This is a genomic window from Acidobacteriota bacterium (assembly GCA_039028635.1).
Taxonomy (GTDB): Bacteria; Acidobacteriota; Thermoanaerobaculia; order Multivoradales; family JBCCEF01; genus JBCCEF01.
The window spans coordinates 1-16699 of record JBCCHV010000075.1 but is presented as its reverse complement, the minus strand read 5'-3'; the positions used below and the strand labels follow the sequence as shown (position 1 = coordinate 16699).

The window sequence follows — 16699 nt, the reverse complement described above, 5'->3', positions numbered from 1 at the left end:
AGTCCTCGCGATACCTCAGGATTGCTCCTCGGGGGACGCTTCCGAGTCTCGGGAGGCTCGTCGCAAGCCACCGCCGGCGAAAACGAAGCCCGCGATCAGCAACACGACAAAGGCCAGACTGAGCCAGTCGAGATAGTTCTCGATGAACTCTCGAATCGGCTCTCCGAAGAAGTACAGCAAGGTCGCCAGGGCAAAGAAACGAAGGCTGCGTGCCAGGATCGAGGCGACCAGGAAAACCCGGAAGTTGATCGCGAAGGCGCCGCCGGAAAGGGTGAACACCTTGTAGGGAATCGGGGTCAGCCCGGCGATGCCGATGGCCCAGGCGTTGTAGCGGTCGAAGTAGCGCTCGACGGACTCGAGGCGCTCCGCCTTGAATAGCTTCTGCAGTAAAGGCCGTCCGCCCCAGCGGCCAATGCCGTAGCCGGCGACGCCCCCGAGAACGGATCCGGCACTGCACAGGCCGGCGAACAGAAAGGCCCGACTGGGATCGCCGATGCAGAGGGGAATCAGCAGGACATCCGGCGGGATCGGAAAAAAGCTGCTTTCGGCAAATGCGATGAAGAACAGGGCGGTAGCGCCGGACGGGCTGTCGGCGAACCCTTCGACCCAGTGCAGAAGCTCGAGGAGAGCTCCCTTGAGGGCTTCGAACCAGTGCTTGATGGTCTCCATCGACGTGCAGCCTCTCGAGTATTGCGTTACCGGACGGACGCGGTCAGAGCTCCGGCCAGCCGTGACGCCCGACCAAGGGCACGAAGGTCACGGCCTCACCGGTCTGCCGGATGATCTCGCCTTCGGCAGTTTTTTGATACATGGTCAGTCGCTGGCCAGAGCGATCCCCTTCCGGTACCAGCAGACGTCCACCGGGGCCGAGCTGATCGATCAGCGGGCGCGGCACCGCCGGGGCTCCGGCGGTCACCAGGATGCGATGAAAGGGCGCCACGTCGCTCCAGCCGACGGTGCCGTCGAAGGTCTGCACCTTGACGTTGTCGAGGCCGAGCTGCCGCATCCGCCGAATCGCCCGGCGGGCCAGCTCCGGCACCCGCTCGAGACTGTAAACGCGGCGTGCCAGGCGCGCCAGGATGGCGGTCTGGTAACCCGAGCCGGTGCCGATCTCGAGCACCGAATGCTCCGCCTCGACGGCCAGGAGCTCGGTCATGCGGGCCACCACATAGGGCTGCGAGATGGTCTGATTCGACCCGATCGGCAGAGCGTGATCACCGTAGGCCTGAGCGGCGAGGTGCTCCGGCACGTAGTCGTGGCGAGGAATCTCCGCCATCGCCTGCAGCACCCGTGGATCGGACACCCCGCGAGCGGCGATGTGCTTCCGCACCATGCGCTGGCGCAGATAGGCATAGTCGGGCATCAGCCGAGATCGCCGTCCGAGAGCTGCTGCGCCAGGCCGGCGAAGTGCTCGATGCCGTCGTAGTCGGTGAGGTCGAGATGAAGCGGCGTCACCGAGACGCAGCCCTCCGCGATGGCGCGATGGTCGGTGCCTTCCTCGTCGGCCCAGACCGGCGTCCCGGCGATCCAGAAGTGCTCCCGGCCGCGGGGATCCTTCTCGCGCACGATGGTCTGCTCGTAGCGCCGTTTGCCGAGACGGGTCGTGCGCACGCCGCGCAGCTCACCGGGAGGGAAATTGACGCTCAGCAGGAGGTCCTCGGGCAGCGGAGCGGCCAGCAACCGCGCCACCATCGAGCGCGCGAAGCGCGCCCCGGCATCGAAGCTGAAGGGCTCGCCGATGCACTGGCTGAGGGCCAGCGACGGAATGCCGAGGAGATTGCCCTCGAAGGCGGCGCTGACGGTTCCCGAGTAGGTGACGTCGTCTCCCAGATTGGCGCCGAAGTTGATCCCCGAAACCACCAGATCCGGCGGGTCGTCGGCCAGCAGATGAAGCACCCCCAGGTTGACGCAATCGGTGGGCGTGCCGTCGACCGTGTACCACCCCGCCTCGAGCTTGCGTAGACGCAAGGGTCGATGCAGCGTCAGGGAATGACCGGAGGCGCTCTGCTCGCGATCCGGGGCAACGACCAGGACCTCGGCCACCGACTCCAGCGACTCGGCGAGCAAACGAATGCCTTCGGAGAAAACTCCGTCGTCGTTGGTGACCAGAACTCGGCTCATCGCTCGAAATACTTGCCGACGATCGGTCTCAGCTTGTCGAGGGTGGCCTCGGGAACGCCGCTGGGATCGCTGACCAGGGCGAACTCGAGGGCCGAGCTGCAGTCCGGTGACGGAGCCCCCGGAGCGCTCAGGGCAGCCACCGCCCGGCGCACCGTCTCCTGGCCGAGGACGGCATTCTGTCGTAGCACCGCGAGCACCGCCTCGACCTCGACCGCCTCTTCGCTCTCATGCCAGCAGTCGTAGTCCGTCACCATCGCCAAGGTGGCGTAGGACAGCTCCGCTTCGCGCGCCAAGCGAGCCTCCTGGAGGTTGGTCATGCCGATGATGTCCATACCCCACTGGCGGTAGGTGTGAGACTCCGCCCGGGTCGAGAACTGGGGCCCCTCCATGCAGACATAGGTACCGCCCCGATGCACCGTCGCTCCGGCCTCCTCGGCGGCCGCCGCGAGCACCCCCTGGAGAGCCGCGCTCACCGGATCCGCCAGCGAGACGTGGGCCACCAGTCCCTCGCCGAAGAAGGTGTCGGCGCGATGACGAGTGCGGTCGAAGAACTGATCCGGCACCACCACGTGCCCCGGAGCGTAGGCTTCCCGCAGCGAGCCGACGGCGCTGACGGAGATCAGCCAATCGACGCCGAGAAGCTTGAAGCCGAAGATATTGGCGCGGTAGTTGACCTCCGTCGGCAAAAGCCGATGGCCGCGACCGTGGCGCGGCAAGAAGGCCACCGGCACGCCATCGAGGTGGCCCAGCATGTAGCAGTCGGAAGGGTCTCCGAAGGGTGTCGCCAGGCGTCGCTCGGTGAGGTCCTCGAGACCGTCCATGGCGTACAGTCCGCTCCCGCCGATCACTCCGATCCGTACCTTCTCCATCGCGTCAGTCCTCTGGGGTCAGGTCTTTTGCTCGGCGATGGCGGCGGTGATCGCCAGCGCCGTAGCCAGCGCCCGGCGCCCCTGCGCACCATCGACAAAGGGCACCGTCTCTCCGCGACAGGCAGCGGTAAAAGCCTCGAGCTCGGCGCGTAGCGGCTCGCGCGACTCCACCGCCTGGTCATCGGGCACGATCTTCCGCAAGGCCTCCCCGTCTTCCAGTCGGAAGCCCTTGATCTCCTGCTTCTGATAGTCGAGGGAGTAGTAGCGCTGGGGCTGGAAGACCCGCAGCTTGCGAACCCGCTCGGCCGACACCCGCGAGGCGGTGAGATTGGCCACCGCCCCGGATTCGAGCTCGATGCGGACATTGGCGATGTCGATCCGGGGGGACAGGACGTCGATGCCCGTCGCTCGGACCTCCGCGATCGGGCTGGGATCGAGGGCGTGGAGAATCTGCAGGTCGTGGATCATCAGGTCGAGAACCACGTCGACATCGAGGCTGCGCGGCGTGAAGGTCGACAGCCGCTGGACTTCGAGAAAACGGGACGGCTGCCCGAGGGCGAGGAGAGCCTGAACCGCCGGGTTGTAGAACTCGACATGGCCGACGGCGAGCACCGTTCCGGGCGTCTTCTCGGCGGCGGCCAGCAGGCGATCGGCCTCCGCGAGGGAGCTCGCCATCGGCTTCTCCACCAGGACGTGGATGCCGCGCTCGAGGAGCGGAGCCCCGAGATCGGCATGGGCCACCGTCGGCGCCGCCACCACCACCACCTGGGCAGCGTCGGCGACATCCTCGAGGCGGTCGAAGGCGCGGGTACCGTGGTCGTTCACAGCCCGCGCCGCATTCTCCGGCTCGGTGTCGAAGATTCCGACCAGCTCCACGCCCTCCATCGAGGCGAGGATGCGAGCGTGGTGATAGCCCAGAGAGCCGACCCCGATGACGGCGCAGCGCAGGGTGTCAGCCATGGCGACCTCCGCGATCACCGCGGCTACCGGGCAGCGCTTTGACGTAGCCACGCTTGGCCGAGGTGACGAAGTCGATCAGGAAGTCGACCTCGGCGTCGCCCTCCAGATCCTCGCCCATCGCCGCCACCGCCTGCGAAGTGTTGAGGCCCGAATTGAGCAGCAAACGCAGGGCTTGCTCGAGGCGCTTGATGCTCTCGCGCGCCACTCCTTTGCGACGCAGTCCGACGGTGTTGAGACCGTAGCAGGCGGCCTTCGCGCCGACCGTCTTGACGAACGGCAGGGCGTCCATGGTGATCACCGAGTAGCCCCCGATATAGGCGTGCCGCCCGACGCGGCAAAACTGATGGACGGCGCTGTTGGCGCCGATGGTGGCATCGTCCTGGACCTCGACGTGACCGGCGAGGGTGGCGCCGTTGACGAACACCGTCCGGCTGCCGACCTGGGCATCGTGGGCGACGTGGGAGTAGGCCATGAACAGGTTGTCGTCACCGATCCGGGTCACTCCCCCGCCGACGCCGGTGCCGCGATGGATGGTGCAGAACTCGCGGAAGTGGTTGCCGTCGCCGACCTCGAGGAAAACGTCCTCGCCCTCGAACTTCAGGTCCTGTGGCTCGAAGCCGATACAGGCATGGGGAAAGACTCGGTTGCTGCGACCGAGGCGGGTCGCCGCCTGCACGCTGGCCAGGGAGCCGATCTCGCAGCCTTCACCGATCACCACATCGGGGCCGATGACGGCGTAGGCTCCGACCTCGACGCCTTCCGCCAGCTGCGCCGAAGAATCGATCACCGCGGTGGGATGAATCTTGCTCGCCATCGGACTAGCGGTCGACCATCGCCGAAGAGAGCACGGCTTCGGTGGCCACCTGACCGTCCACCAGGGCACGCCCGGCGAGGCGGCAGAAGCGCGGCTTGAAGCGCAGAATCTCGACCTCGTAGCGCACCTGGTCCCCCGGAATCACCGGCCGACGGAACTTGGCCTTCTCGATCGAGGTGAAGTAGAGCAGCTTGTTGTCCCGGTCGGGGTGATCGTGCAGCACCAGGCAGCCCCCGGCCTGCGCCAGCCCTTCGATCAGGAGCACTCCCGGAACCACCGGATGGCCGGGAAAGTGGCCGGCGAAGAAGGGCTCGTTGATGGTCACGTTCTTGATCGCCACGATGCGCTCACCGGCCACCATCTCCAGCACTCGGTCGACGAGCAGGATGGGGTAGCGATGGGGCAGCATCGACAGAACCCAGCGAATGTCCCAAGGGCCGTCTTCGGCGCTCACGTCAGCTCTCCTCTCCACTCTCGACTTCGCTTTCCGACTCGCGACGGCTCAGTCGTCGTTCGAGCTCGGCGAGGCGCTTCGCCATCGTCTCGAGCTTGCTCTGCAGAACCACCTGGCGGCGCCAGCGACCGAGATCGCCGGCCGGGATCCCTGCAACCTTGATCCCCGCCGGCAGCGACCCCATGACCGCGGCCTTGCCGGCGACCTGGGTGCCATCCCCCACCTCGAGGTGTCCGGTGGCACCACTCTGACCGCCGAAGACCACCCCTTTGCCGAGGCGAGTGCTCCCCGCGAGGCCGGCCTGCCCGGACAGAATGCAGGCCTCCCCCAACGTTGAGTTGTGGCCTATTTGGACCAGATTATCAATCTTGGAGCCGGCCCCGATACGGGTTTCCCCGAGGGTGGCGCGATCGATCGCGGCGTTGGCTCCGACCTCGACCCCGGCCTCGATCACCACCCGGCCGACCTGCGGCACCTTGCGATGGCCGCGGGCGTCGGAAGCGTACCCGAATCCGTCGGCTCCGAGAACGGTTCCAGAGTGAATTTCGCAGCCCTCTCCAAGCTCGGTGCCGGGATAGAGCACGACGTGGGGGTAGAGGTAGCAGCCGGCAGCGATCTGACAGCCCTCCCCCACCACCACATGGGCCGACAGCACCGCGGCAGCGATGCGAGAGCCCGACCCGACCACCGCGTAGGGACCGATGGTGGCGCCGGGGTCGATGTCGCTGTCTTCGGCGACGACCGCCGTCGGATGAACTCCAGGGGCCGGCAGATCCTTGGGATACAGGAGGTCGAGGAGCTCCGCCATCGCGTGGCGCGGCTGATCGTGGATCAGGAGAGGCCGGGCACGAGGATCCTCGAGGCCCGGGGGAACCAGCAGGGCCGCGGCCGAGCTGTCGGCCGCGGCGCGCCGAAAGCGGCGGCTGAGGAAGGGCGCGAGATCGGTCTTGCCGGCGTCTCCGAGGTTACGCAGGTCGGCGATCTCGAGCTCACGGTCGCCCTCGACGCGACCGCCGAGGGCCTCCGCCAGCTCCCCGAGGCTGGGCACGTCAGCTACCCGAATCGAGGCGCTGAATCACCGCATCCGTGATGTCGACCTGCTCGGAGGCGAAGATCAGGCCGCTCTCGAACTTGCGGAAAATCATCGTCAGGCCCTGCTCCTTGCCGTAGGCGGTGATGATCGGCATGACCTTGCGGTCGATGTCGGCCAGGATCTCCTCACGACGCTTGTTGAGGTCGCGATTGGCGTCGTCCTGGAAGCGGCGCAGCTCGATGGTGAGGTCCTCGGCCTGGCGCTGCAGCTCGGCGAGCTTGTCCTCGGACAGGGAAAGGGCACCGTCGGCCAAGCGCTTACGCAGCTCTTCGAGCTCCTTCTGCTTGGTCTCGCCTTCCTTCTGCTTCGAATCCGTGAGGGTGCGCAGCTCGTCGAGGGCGGTCTTGCCGGTCTGCGACTCGAGCAGCACCTTCTCGGTGTTGATGACGGCGATCTTCATGTCCTGGGCGCTGGCCGTGCCGGCCGCCAGGAAACCCACGAAGAGCAGGGCGATCATGAGACGCACGAGGGGCGAAGTACTCTGGAACATCGGTCTTTCTCCTTCGGTTACTGAGGGCCTCTAGCTTAGAAGCTGCTGCCGATCGTGAACTGAAACTGCTCGAATTCGTCGAACGGCTCGGGGTTCAGGTTGAACGCATAGATGAAACGCAAGGGAGCACCGAACACCGGTACCAGCACCCGCAACTCCGCTCCCGCCGTGTAGCGCAAGTCGCTCGGATCCAGGGAGACGTCGGGAGCCCAGGTCTGGGCCGCATCGGCGAAGAGGATGACCCGAAAGGGGCCGCCGGCGAGGTAATGATATTCGAGGTTGGCCTGAACGTAGCGGTCGCCGCCGATCACCAAGCCGGATTCGTCGCGAATCAGGTTGCCGCCGGCGTCGCGCGGAAAGAGGGAGCGCCGGGCGTGGCCACGGATCGAGCGCTCGCCGCCGAGAACGTAGTACTCGAACACCGACAGCAGTCCCTCGCCGAAGGGCTCGATGTAGCCGCCCTCCAGGTTGACCGCCACGATGTGCTTGGTCGGGTAGTCGTTGAGCGGCTGGAAGAGGCTGAGCTTGAGCTCCGGCCGAATGAACTCATTGGTGCCGCCGAGGAAGCCGCCGGAGTACTCCGTCGACAGCGAGAAGCGCCGCCCGCGGGTGGGCTCGAAGCGGTTGTCGATGCTGTTGAAGGACCAGATCGGCCGGATCGACGAGCTGTCGATGTCGCGCTCGAAGGTGACGAACTCGTCCTCCGTCGGCGGATCCCCTTGGGGATTGCCGGGCAGGAAGAAGGTCTGGCGGTCTTCGAACTTGGCGAAGGTGTAGTTCACCGCGAAGGACTGGAAGAGCCCGAAGTTGCGACCGTAGGTGAGCTGGATGCCCTCCTGGTTCTGCAGGAAGTCCTGGAACTCGCTGAGGGAGCCGTAGTCCTGCTCGCTCTTGAAAACCCGCACGCCGACGGTCTGCGGCCGGTCGCGGAAGAAGGGCACGAAGTAGCCGAGGTCGAAGAGGGTACGGAAGCGTCCCGACTGGAACGACGCCTGCACCGACTCGCCGCGGCCGAGGAAGTTCTGGGTGCGGATCGAGAACTGGCCGAAGAAGCCGTCGAACTCGCTCCAACCGCCACCGAACTGCAGCTCGGTGCGGTCCGACTCCTCGCCCTCGAAGGTCAGGTTGACCTTCTTCTCCTCGGAATCGACATCGACCTGCACCGGGTCTTCCTCGTCGAGCTGGAAGTAGCCCAGCTGGTTCACCTTGTAGACGCTCGAGCGCAGCGCCCCGAGGTTCATGACGAAGCCTTCCTGCACCCGCACCTGGCGCCGCAGCACCTTGTCTTTGGTGCGGGTGTTGCCCTTGAACTCGATCTTGCCGACCTGGTAGCGATCGCCCTCGTCGATCTTGACCAGAATGTCGGCGACGTTCTCGTCGCGCTCGCGCACCTCGGGCTCGACCTTGGCGAACATGTAGCCGGTGTTCTTGTAGAGATCGGTCACCGACTCGACCCCTTCGTCGATCAGGTTGGCCCGCAGCCAACTTCCGGACTTGTTCTGAAAGACCCGCAGCAGGGCCTGATCGGAGTAGGTCTCGTTGCCTTCGATGGTGATCTCGCCGAAGCGCCAGCGTTCGCCTTCTTCGACAGGGATGGTCAGAAAAATCCGACGCTTCTCGTCCGAGCCCACCGGCTGGACGTCGATCTCGGGATCGCCCAGGAGCACGTTCTTGTAGCCGGCATTGCGGTAGAGCTCCTCGACCTTGTCGAGGTCCTCTTCGAGGCCCGCCGGGTTGTAGATGTCCTTCTTGAGCACCCGCGACAGCAGGCCGCTCTCGCGGGTCTTGCGCATCTTGGTGCGCAACCGCAGGTCGCTGTAAACGGTGTTGCCCTCGAAGTCGATCTTTTGAATTCGAACCCGGTCGCCCTCGTCGATGGTGAACAAGGCCCGACGCTCGTTGGCGCGCACGTTCTCGAGATCGAAGCTGACCTCCGCGAAGCGATAGCCCTTGTCGCGATAGAGCTGCTTGATGGCACCGGCCAGACGATTGAGCTCCCCGCGCTTGAGGGGACCTCCCTCGCGCACATCGAGGCGCTCTTCGACGATCAGATCGCGGATTTCCCCGCGTCCCACCTTGTCGAGGCCCTGGTAGTCGATGGAGAGCAGGATCGGTCGCTCGACGACCTTGATGATCAGCCGCAGGCCACCGGCGACGATGGCACTGTCGATCTCGATATCGCCGATCAGGTCGCGCTGCCAGAGGGCCTGAATGTTGCGATTGAGCGCCTCCGAGTCGAAGACCTGCCCTTCCTCGAGGCCGAGATAGTAGAGCACCGTCTCATCGGTCAAGGTCTCCAATCCTTGCAGCTCGATCCCTTGAATGATCTGTCCGTCCAGGCTTTCCTCCTGGCCGACCAGCGGAAGTCCTGCGATCCACAGACCCGCCATGAGCGCGAGCACCCAGGCTCTCCGGTTGCGATGGACTCGCCGTCTTAGTGTCATCTCAGCACCCCTCGAAGTCGATTTCGGCAGACGAGCTTTTATTCTTGGGTGACCAGGGGTCACGCGATAAGGCCCGGTCGAGGCTCCTTCCTGCACAGGATTACGGAGCCCCGATGATCCGGGATGCAAGGATTGTTCTCAGGGGGCGTTCAGTGCTCCTGAGCCACCATCTCGCGCATCCGGGGATGGAAGCGCAGCTCGTCCTCCTCCAACGTCACGTCGATCTCCTCGATCGGCTCACCGTGCTTGCTGATGAGGATCTCGGAAACCGCATCCTGGATGTGGCGCTGGATCGTCCGGCGCAACGGTCGCGCGCCGGTCGACGGGTCGATTCCCGCCCGATCGAGCAGCCAATCCTTGGCCCCGCCATCGACCCGCACCTTCAGGCCGCGCTCTGCCAGGGTCAGATTGACGTCTCGCAAAAGAATGTCCACGATGTCCCGCAGGTTGTCCCGGTTCAGCGGCCGGAAGACGATCACCTCGTCGAGGCGGTTGATGAACTCGGGGCTGAAACCACGCTGCAGCTCGGCGAGGATCTCTTCCTCGATACGTACGAACTCGGCATCCTCGTCGCCTTCCGAGAAACCCATCCGGCCACCCCGCAGCACCAGCTTGCTGCCGATGTTCGAGGTCATCAGGATGAGGGTGTTGCGGAAGTCCACATGGTTGCCGTAGGAGTCGGTCAGGATGCCGTCCTCGAGAATCTGCAGCAGCAGGTTGGCGACATCCGGGTGGGCCTTCTCGATCTCGTCGAACAGGATCAGCGAGTAGGGCTGACGGCGCACCTGCTCGGTGAGCTGGCCACCCTCTTCGTGGCCGACGTAGCCCGGCGGTGAGCCGATCAGCTTGGAGACGGCGTGCTTCTCCATGTACTCGCTCATGTCGAAGCGCACCAGGGCCTTCTGGGATCCGAAGAGGAACTCCGACAGGCGACGGGCGACCTCGGTTTTGCCGACGCCGGACGGTCCGAGGAAGATGAACGAGCCCACCGGCCGCTGCGGATTGCTCACTCCCAGGCGGGAGCGGCGAATGGCGCGGCTCATGGCGCTGATGGCGCGATCCTGGCCCACCACCCACTCGCGCAGACTGTCCTCCATGCGCATCAGCTTCTCGGCCTCGACGGAAGCCAGACTGGCCACCGGAATGCCGGTCCAGGAGGAGATCACCTCCTCGACGTCGAGGCGGCTGACCTCGAGGTCGGTCGCCTCTTCCGGCAGTCCCATGCCCTCGAGATCCTCGCGCAGCTCGATCTCACGCTCGCGCAGATACACCGCACGCTCGAAGTCCTTGTCCGAGATCGCCGACTTCATGTCGCGCACCACTTGGCGGATCTCGGCCTCGAGACGGCGCAAGTTCTGGGTGTCGCGCACCCGCCGCAGCTTGACCCGAGCGCCGGCCTCGTCGATGACGTCGATGGCCTTGTCCGGCAGATGGCGGTCGGTGATGTAGCGCGTCGCCTGGTAGATCGCCGAGCGCAGCGAGTCCTCGGAGTAGCGCACCTTGTGGAACTCTTCGTAGCGATCCTTGACGCCGGCGAGAATCTCGAAGGTCTCCTCGTCGCTCGGCGGGTCGACCTGCACCGACTGGAAGCGGCGCAGCAAGGAGCGATCCTTCTCGATGTACTTGCGGTACTCCTTGAGGGTGGTGGCGCCGATGCACGAGATCTCGCCCCGTGACAAGGCCGGTTTGAGGATGTTGGCGGCGTCGAGGGAGCCCTCCGCCGAGCCGGCGCCGATCAGCGAGTGGATCTCGTCGATGAAGACGATCAGCTCTTGGCTCTCCTTGAGCTCCTTCAGGATGCCCTTGAGGCGCTCCTCGAACTGGCCGCGGTACTTGGTGCCGGCGACGATCAGGGAGAGATCGAGGGCGACGATGCGGCGGCTGGCGAGGAAGATCGGCACTTCCCCGGCGACGATGCGCTGCGCCAGGCCCTCGACGATGGCGGTCTTGCCGACCCCCGGCTCGCCCAGCAGGATGGGGTTGTTCTTGGTCCGCCGAGAGAGGATCTGAATGATCCGCTCGACCTCGAGCTCGCGCCCGATCAGGGGATCGAAGGTGCCTTCGGCAGCCAGCGAGGTGAGATCGCGGCTGTACTCGGCGAGGAAGGGCATCTCCTTCTTCTGCTGCGAGGCCTCACGCTCCTTGGCCACCGTCAGGACCTCCTCCCGCACCGTGTAGACGTCCAGCCCGTGCTGCGCCAGGATGCGCATCGCCAGGCAGCCCTCGACCCGCAGGATGCCGATCAGCAGGTGCTCCGAGCCGACCGCCGAGTGCAGCATGCTCTCGGCCTCGTGGGAGGCGTAGGCGAGGATCTTTTTGGATTCTTCCGACAGCGGCAGCTCCGCCGTCGACGAGATGCGCTCGACGAAGACGCGTTCGCCTTCGATCTCCCGGCGGACGTCGTCGGGCTTGATCTGGAAGCGGCGGAAGAGTTCCGTGACGCTCTCCTCGCCTTCGCGCAGGATGCCCAGCAGAATGTGCTCCGACTCGATGACCCGACTGCCCAGCTTGCTCGCCTCATAGCGGGCGAAAAACAGTGCACGACGGGCTTTCTCGTTGTATTTCTCGAACATCGGAGGCTCCTCCCGGGCCGACCCTAATCCTTCTCAAAGGTCACGTTCTCAGGGAGTTATGTTGCGCCAAAATACCGTCCCCGAGAAGCAAAATCCTACCACATCGCTGGGCCAAGGCCGGGTTGTGGGTGACGATGACGGCGGTCGTTCCGCGGCGCCGGCGAAGCTCCAGGAAGAGCTCGAAAACCTGTTCGCTGCTCTCCGGATCGAGATTGCCGGTGGGCTCGTCGGCGAGCAGCAGGGGCGGCTCGAGGAGCAGGGCTCGGCAGAGGGCGACGCGCTGGCGTTCGCCCCCCGAGAGCTGCGACGGGAAGTGCCCCAGGCGATGTCCCAATCCGACCTCGTCGAGCAGGCGGCGAGCCCGGACTTCGAGATCGCCGATGGCGACGCCGGCGATGCGACCCGGAATCATGACGTTCTCGAGGGCGGTGAAGTCCGGCAGGAGCTGGTAGAACTGAAAGACGAAGCCGAGGGTGCGATTGCGGAAGTCGGCGAGGGCCTTCCCCTCGAGGGCGGTGACGTCCTGGCCGGCGATCTCGAGGCCGCCGGCATCGGGCCGGTCGAGGGTGCCGAGCAGGTGGAGCAAGGTCGACTTGCCGGAGCCGGAGGGACCGACGACGGCGACCAGATCGCCGGCCGCGATGTCGAGATCGGCACCACGCAGCACCTCGACTTGACGCAGACCGTCGCGATAGCTCTTGGTCAGCCCACGACCGCGGATCTCTACTCCCATCGGACGCCGCTCCTATTTCGCCAGGGCGCGAACCGGCCTCACCGACGCCGCCCGGTTCGCCGCCAGGAAAGAGAAGCCGAGTGCCAGGACGAGGGTGAGGAGTACGACGGCGACGACGTCCGAAAACCGGACCAGAAACGGGATGTAGTCGAAGACGAAGACATCGCCGGGCATCTTGAGTAGCTGAAAGCGGTCGAGGGCCCAGGCCCCCAGCATGCCGCAAGCCGCACCCACCGCCAGTCCGCGACCGGCGAGGAGGGCACCCAGCAGGAGGAAGGCCCGGCGCAGCGTGCCGGTCGTCGCTCCCATCGCGCCGAGCATGCCGATCTCCGACTTCTTATTGGCCACCACCAAGGACAGGGACGACACCAAGGACAAGGCCGCCACCAGCACGACCAGCGAGACGGAGACGAACATCAGGGCCTTCTCGAGACGAAGCACGAAGAACAGCGGCCGGTTGATGTCCTGCCAGCTACGCACCTGGCTGCCCACCGGCAGGGATTGGCGCAGCTCATCGACCAGCGGCAGCGCGGCCTTGAGGGAGGAAGTCTCCACCACCACTCGCCGCTAGGCGCGACCGAACAAGGACTCGGCGAGGCCCAGCGGCACGGCGATGCGACTGCGGTCTTCCTGGGTGCGGGGCTTCTCGAAGACGCCGGCGAGGGCCAGGCTGCGCAACCGGGGCTGCGGCCCGCCGAAGGGCGAGAGGGTCGGCCGCGGCGACACCACTTCGAGAAAGTCCCCCACTTCGAGATCCCAGGAAGCGCGCAGCAGATGATCGACGTAGAGGCCCTCGGGCTCCCCAGCGGCTCCCGGGAAGGCCGCCGGCACGGTGCCCTCGAAGCCAGTCACCGCCACCGGGTGCACCAAGCCGCGCTCGGAGACCAGCCAACCCAGCCCTTCCAGCACGGTCTGAGCCCGCACCACCTCGGGATGGGCCTCCAGGCGCTGCCGTTGGGACGGCCAGTCGGCCTCCGCCGGCAACACCACCTCGAGATGCGGCGTGCGCGCCAGGACCTCGGCGCGCAGAACGCGCTGCAGCCCCGAAAGAGCCGCCAGCGACAAAATCAGGGCCGCCACTCCCAGGCCGATTCCCCAGGACGCGACGCGCGACAGGAAGCGGACAAAGGCGTCCCGCCGCGTGCTGCGTAGGTAGCGCCGGGCGAGGTACGCGGCGAAGGATGCCTCGCTCAGCTCTCCTCCTCCGCCGCCGGTCGCATGAGGGGAAACAGGATGACGTCGCGGATCGACGAGCAGTCGGTGAACAGCATGGCCAGCCGATCGATGCCGATGCCCTCCCCTCCGGCCGGCGGCATGCCGTGCTCCAATGCCCGCACATAATCCTCGTCATAGCGGTGGGCTTCGTCGTCGCCGCTCTCCCGTGCCGCCAGCTGCTGCCGGAAGCGCTCCGCCTGGACGTCCGGATCGTTGAGCTCACTGAAGGCGTTCGCCATCTCCATGCCGGCGATGTAGAGCTCGAAGCGCTCGGTGAAGCGCGGATCTTCCGGCGACTGCTTGGCGAGGGGCGAGACCTCCACCGGATGCTCGGTCAGGAAGGTGGGCTGCATCAGGTGCTTCTCGGCGGTGCCTTCGAACAACGCCATCAGCAGATGACCGTAGGTTTCCGCCGGCGGTCGCGGCAGCTCCAGGCGATCGAGCTCCGCCGCCACGTCCTCGGCGTGCTCGAGGCGGTCTGCCGGCACGTCGCTGTAGCGCACGATCGCCTGGCGCACGCTCAAGCGGTCCCACGGCGAGGTCAGGTCGATGGTCTCCCCCTGCCAGAGCAGGCTCGGCTCGCCGAGGATGCTCTCGGCGAGGCCGCGGATCATCTCCTCGGTGAGATCCATCAGGGCGCGATAGTCGACATAGGCCCAGTAGAACTCGAGCATCGTGAACTCGGGGTTGTGACGGGTCGAGATGCCCTCGTTGCGGAAGTTGCGGTTGATCTCGTAGACCCGGTGCATGCCCCCGACCACCAAACGCTTGAGAAAGAGCTCCGGCGCCACCCGCAGGAAGAGCTCGAGATCGAGGGCGTTGTGGTGGGTGCGAAAGGGCCGCGCCGCGGCTCCCCCGGCGAGGGTCTGCATCATCGGCGTCTCGACTTCCAGGAAGCCGCGAGCATCGAGAAACTCACGGATGCCGCGCACCAGGGCCGCCCGCACCTCGAACACCCGCATCGATTCCGGATTGACCAGCAGGTCGAGATAGCGCTGGCGATAGCGCGCCTCGACGTCGGTCAAGCCGTGCCACTTCTCGGGCAGCGGCCGCAGGCCCTTGGCCAACATCACGAGCTCCTCGACCAGCAGCGACAGCTCGCCGGTGCGGGTGCGCAGGAGCGTGCCGGCGGCACCCACCAGGTCACCGAGGTCGAGGTTCTCGAAGACCTGCAGGGTGGCCTCCCCGACCTTGTTGAGGCGCAGGAAGAGCTGCAGCTTGCCGCGACCATCGGCGAGATCGGCGAAGACCGCCTTGCCGTGGCGCCGAATCGAGCGGACCCGGCCCGGCACCCGCAGCCGGACCGGTGACTCCTCGAGCTCTTCGGCGCTGCGCTCGCCGTACCCGTCGTGCACCGCCGAAGGCTCCAGGTCGTGGTCGAAACGGTGCGGATAGAGGACGACACCGGCCTCTTCCAGGGCGGCCCTCTTGCTACGTCGATTCTGTATTTGCTCGTCGAGCTCGGACATCGCGGACTTCCTGAGATTGAGTGCCCACCCTCGGGCGACGACTGCGGTTGGGCGAGTGAATCGGGTAGGCCTGGAGGGCCCGGATCCAGCGCTCGGCGGTACCGTACCGAAGGCTGAAAGATAGCAGCTCCGCCGGTGCTACGATACCCCTCCTATGAGCACACCGGCCGAAGCTATCGCACGTGGAATCGAACGCTGGGACGGCCTCGGCCTGCCCCGACCGGACGCCCTGGTGGTCTCCGGCTCGGGCCTCGCCGTCGACCTTGGCGAGAAGGTTGCCGGGCCCCACCCGATCACCGAGCTATTGCCCTTCGAAATCGCCGCCGTCGAGGGCCACCCGCTGTCCTTCGAGATTCTTCGGCCGCGGGCGGACTGCACGGTGGTCTACTTTCGTGGTCGCCTGCACACCTACCAGGGGTACGACGCCCACCAGACCGTCTTCCTCACCCGCCTCGCCTGCCTCCTCGGCGCCCGCTCGGTGTTCATGACCAACGCCGCCGGTGGCCTCCGCCAGGACTTCAAGCCAGGCAACCTGGTGCTGATCTCCGACCATCTCAACATGATCGGCATGAATCCCCTGCGCGGCACCCTACCGGCCTCCTGGGGGCCACAGTTCCCGGACATGGGCGCGGTCTACGATCCCCAGCTCCGGCAGCTCGCCCAGCAGCACGGCGAGCGCCTCGGCATCGCCCTCGAGCAAGGGGTCTACGTCGGCCTCGCCGGGCCGAGCTACGAAACCCCGGCCGAAGTCCGCATGCTGCGCACCCTCGGTGGCGACCTGGTGGGCATGTCGACTGTGCTCGAAATGATCGCCGCCCACCATCTCGGACGACGCTGCTTCGGCCTCTCCCTGGTCACCAACGCCGCCGCCGGCGACACCGGCGAAGCCCTCGACCACGAAGAGGTCATCGAAGCCGGAAAAATCGCCGCCGGCCACGTCTCGAGCCTGCTCAAGGCCCTGCTAGCCGACCCCGCCGCGATCTAAAGCTCCCGAGCGCGAGGCGGGCAAGGCCAGAGGCCGCCGAGGACGGGGCCGCCCTGGACGGGGCCGCCCTGGACGAGGGTGCCCTGGACGAGGGTGCCTGGCCGGCCGCGAGCAGCACGACATGTCGCAGAGTCCCAAAGCTTGAGGGTACGAAGTGAGTCCCGGAAATCCGACCCGCTGAATACAGAAAGCCGTCTGCTATCCAGCAGACGGCTCCCGAGCCCGATCAGGGCGAGGCGGCGGCCAGGGGCCGCTGAGGACGGGGGTGAAAGCGCACGACATGTGCGTGCGCTTGAGGGGGGCGCCTTTAGTGGACCTGCCCCGATCTTGTAGACGGTTATCAGCCTAGAGATTTCTCTTTCTCAGCAGGCAGTTTAATCGCGGTGGCAGTGGTCGCGTCAGCGGCCGTTGCCACCGCCCCCCGGAGGTGACCGGGGGCGGTCCGCGCGGCTTGGCGTTCGACTTCGGCTGGACTGAGG

At 66.1% G+C, this 16699-nt stretch carries 16 protein-coding genes; 1 reads left to right on the top strand and 15 read right to left on the bottom strand.

What is annotated here, in order from left to right; all coding sequences use genetic code 11:
* Positions 1 to 15: 15 nt before the first annotated feature.
* The 15 genes from AAF604_22415 to lysS form a co-directional block, all read right to left on the bottom strand.
* The gene (locus tag AAF604_22415; protein ID MEM7052437.1) at positions 16 to 669 is read right to left on the bottom strand and encodes a YqaA family protein; all 654 of its coding nucleotides are present in this window, start codon (positions 667 to 669) and stop codon (positions 16 to 18) included.
* 43 nt (positions 670 to 712) lie between these two features.
* Positions 713 to 1363: a protein-L-isoaspartate(D-aspartate) O-methyltransferase gene (locus AAF604_22410; GenBank protein MEM7052436.1), complete on the bottom strand. Its 651-nt coding sequence runs from the start codon at positions 1361 to 1363 to the stop codon at positions 713 to 715.
* Positions 1363 to 2121: a 5'/3'-nucleotidase SurE gene (gene surE / locus AAF604_22405; GenBank protein MEM7052435.1), complete on the bottom strand. Its 759-nt coding sequence runs from the start codon at positions 2119 to 2121 to the stop codon at positions 1363 to 1365. Before surE ends, AAF604_22410 begins: the two co-directional genes overlap by 1 nt.
* Positions 2118 to 2990, bottom strand: coding sequence for an S-methyl-5'-thioadenosine phosphorylase (mtnP, locus tag AAF604_22400; protein ID MEM7052434.1), 873 nt, complete (start codon positions 2988 to 2990; stop codon positions 2118 to 2120). The genes surE and mtnP overlap by 4 nt, the downstream gene beginning before the upstream one ends.
* An 18-nt stretch (positions 2991 to 3008) precedes the next feature.
* Positions 3009 to 3950 (bottom strand): Gfo/Idh/MocA family oxidoreductase, encoded by a 942-nt coding sequence (locus AAF604_22395; protein MEM7052433.1) that lies wholly within the window; start codon positions 3948 to 3950, stop codon positions 3009 to 3011.
* On the bottom strand, positions 3943 to 4764 hold the full coding sequence (lpxA, locus tag AAF604_22390) for an acyl-ACP--UDP-N-acetylglucosamine O-acyltransferase (protein ID MEM7052432.1): 822 nt from the start codon (positions 4762 to 4764) through the stop codon (positions 3943 to 3945). The genes AAF604_22395 and lpxA overlap by 8 nt, the downstream gene beginning before the upstream one ends.
* 4 nt (positions 4765 to 4768) lie before the next feature.
* Positions 4769 to 5218 (bottom strand): 3-hydroxyacyl-ACP dehydratase FabZ, encoded by a 450-nt coding sequence (gene fabZ, locus AAF604_22385; protein MEM7052431.1) that lies wholly within the window; start codon positions 5216 to 5218, stop codon positions 4769 to 4771.
* A 1-nt stretch (position 5219) separates the two neighbouring features.
* Entirely contained in the window at positions 5220 to 6266 is a 1047-nt protein-coding gene (gene lpxD / locus AAF604_22380; GenBank protein ID MEM7052430.1) for a UDP-3-O-(3-hydroxymyristoyl)glucosamine N-acyltransferase, read from the bottom strand.
* A 1-nt stretch (position 6267) separates the two neighbouring features.
* Positions 6268 to 6801, bottom strand: coding sequence for an OmpH family outer membrane protein (locus AAF604_22375; GenBank protein ID MEM7052429.1), 534 nt, complete (start codon positions 6799 to 6801; stop codon positions 6268 to 6270).
* 35 nt (positions 6802 to 6836) lie between these two features.
* The gene (gene bamA / locus AAF604_22370; protein ID MEM7052428.1) at positions 6837 to 9203 is read right to left on the bottom strand and encodes an outer membrane protein assembly factor BamA; all 2367 of its coding nucleotides are present in this window, start codon (positions 9201 to 9203) and stop codon (positions 6837 to 6839) included.
* Positions 9204 to 9394: 191 nt separating this feature from the next.
* Positions 9395 to 11818, bottom strand: a complete 2424-nt coding sequence (locus AAF604_22365; GenBank protein ID MEM7052427.1) for an ATP-dependent Clp protease ATP-binding subunit — start codon at positions 11816 to 11818, stop codon at positions 9395 to 9397.
* 40 nt (positions 11819 to 11858) lie between these two features.
* Positions 11859 to 12551 (bottom strand): ABC transporter ATP-binding protein, encoded by a 693-nt coding sequence (locus AAF604_22360; GenBank protein ID MEM7052426.1) that lies wholly within the window; start codon positions 12549 to 12551, stop codon positions 11859 to 11861.
* Between the two features lie 12 nt (positions 12552 to 12563).
* Positions 12564 to 13106, bottom strand: coding sequence for an FtsX-like permease family protein (locus tag AAF604_22355; protein ID MEM7052425.1), 543 nt, complete (start codon positions 13104 to 13106; stop codon positions 12564 to 12566).
* Positions 13107 to 13118: 12 nt separating this feature from the next.
* A complete protein-coding gene (locus tag AAF604_22350; protein MEM7052424.1) occupies positions 13119 to 13631 on the bottom strand; it encodes a hypothetical protein in 513 nt (170 codons plus the stop codon).
* A 110-nt stretch (positions 13632 to 13741) separates the two neighbouring features.
* A complete protein-coding gene (gene lysS / locus AAF604_22345; GenBank protein MEM7052423.1) occupies positions 13742 to 15235 on the bottom strand; it encodes a lysine--tRNA ligase in 1494 nt (497 codons plus the stop codon).
* A gap of 154 nt (positions 15236 to 15389) precedes the next feature.
* Here lysS and AAF604_22340 point away from each other — a divergent pair, with 154 nt between their 5' ends.
* Entirely contained in the window at positions 15390 to 16220 is an 831-nt protein-coding gene (locus tag AAF604_22340; protein MEM7052422.1) for a purine-nucleoside phosphorylase, read from the top strand.
* Positions 16221 to 16699 lie beyond the last annotated feature (479 nt).

Excerpts from the sequence above, each read along its gene's own strand:
- AAF604_22375 (MEM7052429.1), bottom strand. The coding sequence starts at position 6,801 with ATGTTCCAGAGTACTTCGCCCCTCGTGCGTCTCATGATCGCCCTGCTC.
- lpxA (MEM7052432.1), bottom strand. The coding sequence starts at position 4,764 with ATGGCGAGCAAGATTCATCCCACCGCGGTGATCGATTCTTCGGCGCAG.
- surE (MEM7052435.1), bottom strand. The coding sequence starts at position 2,121 with ATGAGCCGAGTTCTGGTCACCAACGACGACGGAGTTTTCTCCGAAGGC.
- AAF604_22410 (MEM7052436.1), bottom strand. The coding sequence starts at position 1,363 with ATGCCCGACTATGCCTATCTGCGCCAGCGCATGGTGCGGAAGCACATC.
- AAF604_22360 (MEM7052426.1), bottom strand. The coding sequence starts at position 12,551 with ATGGGAGTAGAGATCCGCGGTCGTGGGCTGACCAAGAGCTATCGCGAC.
- AAF604_22340 (MEM7052422.1), top strand. The coding sequence starts at position 15,390 with ATGAGCACACCGGCCGAAGCTATCGCACGTGGAATCGAACGCTGGGAC.
- mtnP (MEM7052434.1), bottom strand. The coding sequence starts at position 2,990 with ATGGAGAAGGTACGGATCGGAGTGATCGGCGGGAGCGGACTGTACGCC.
- AAF604_22365 (MEM7052427.1), bottom strand. The coding sequence starts at position 11,818 with ATGTTCGAGAAATACAACGAGAAAGCCCGTCGTGCACTGTTTTTCGCC.
- AAF604_22415 (MEM7052437.1), bottom strand. The coding sequence starts at position 669 with ATGGAGACCATCAAGCACTGGTTCGAAGCCCTCAAGGGAGCTCTCCTC.
- lysS (MEM7052423.1), bottom strand. The coding sequence starts at position 15,235 with ATGTCCGAGCTCGACGAGCAAATACAGAATCGACGTAGCAAGAGGGCC.
- AAF604_22395 (MEM7052433.1), bottom strand. The coding sequence starts at position 3,950 with ATGGCTGACACCCTGCGCTGCGCCGTCATCGGGGTCGGCTCTCTGGGC.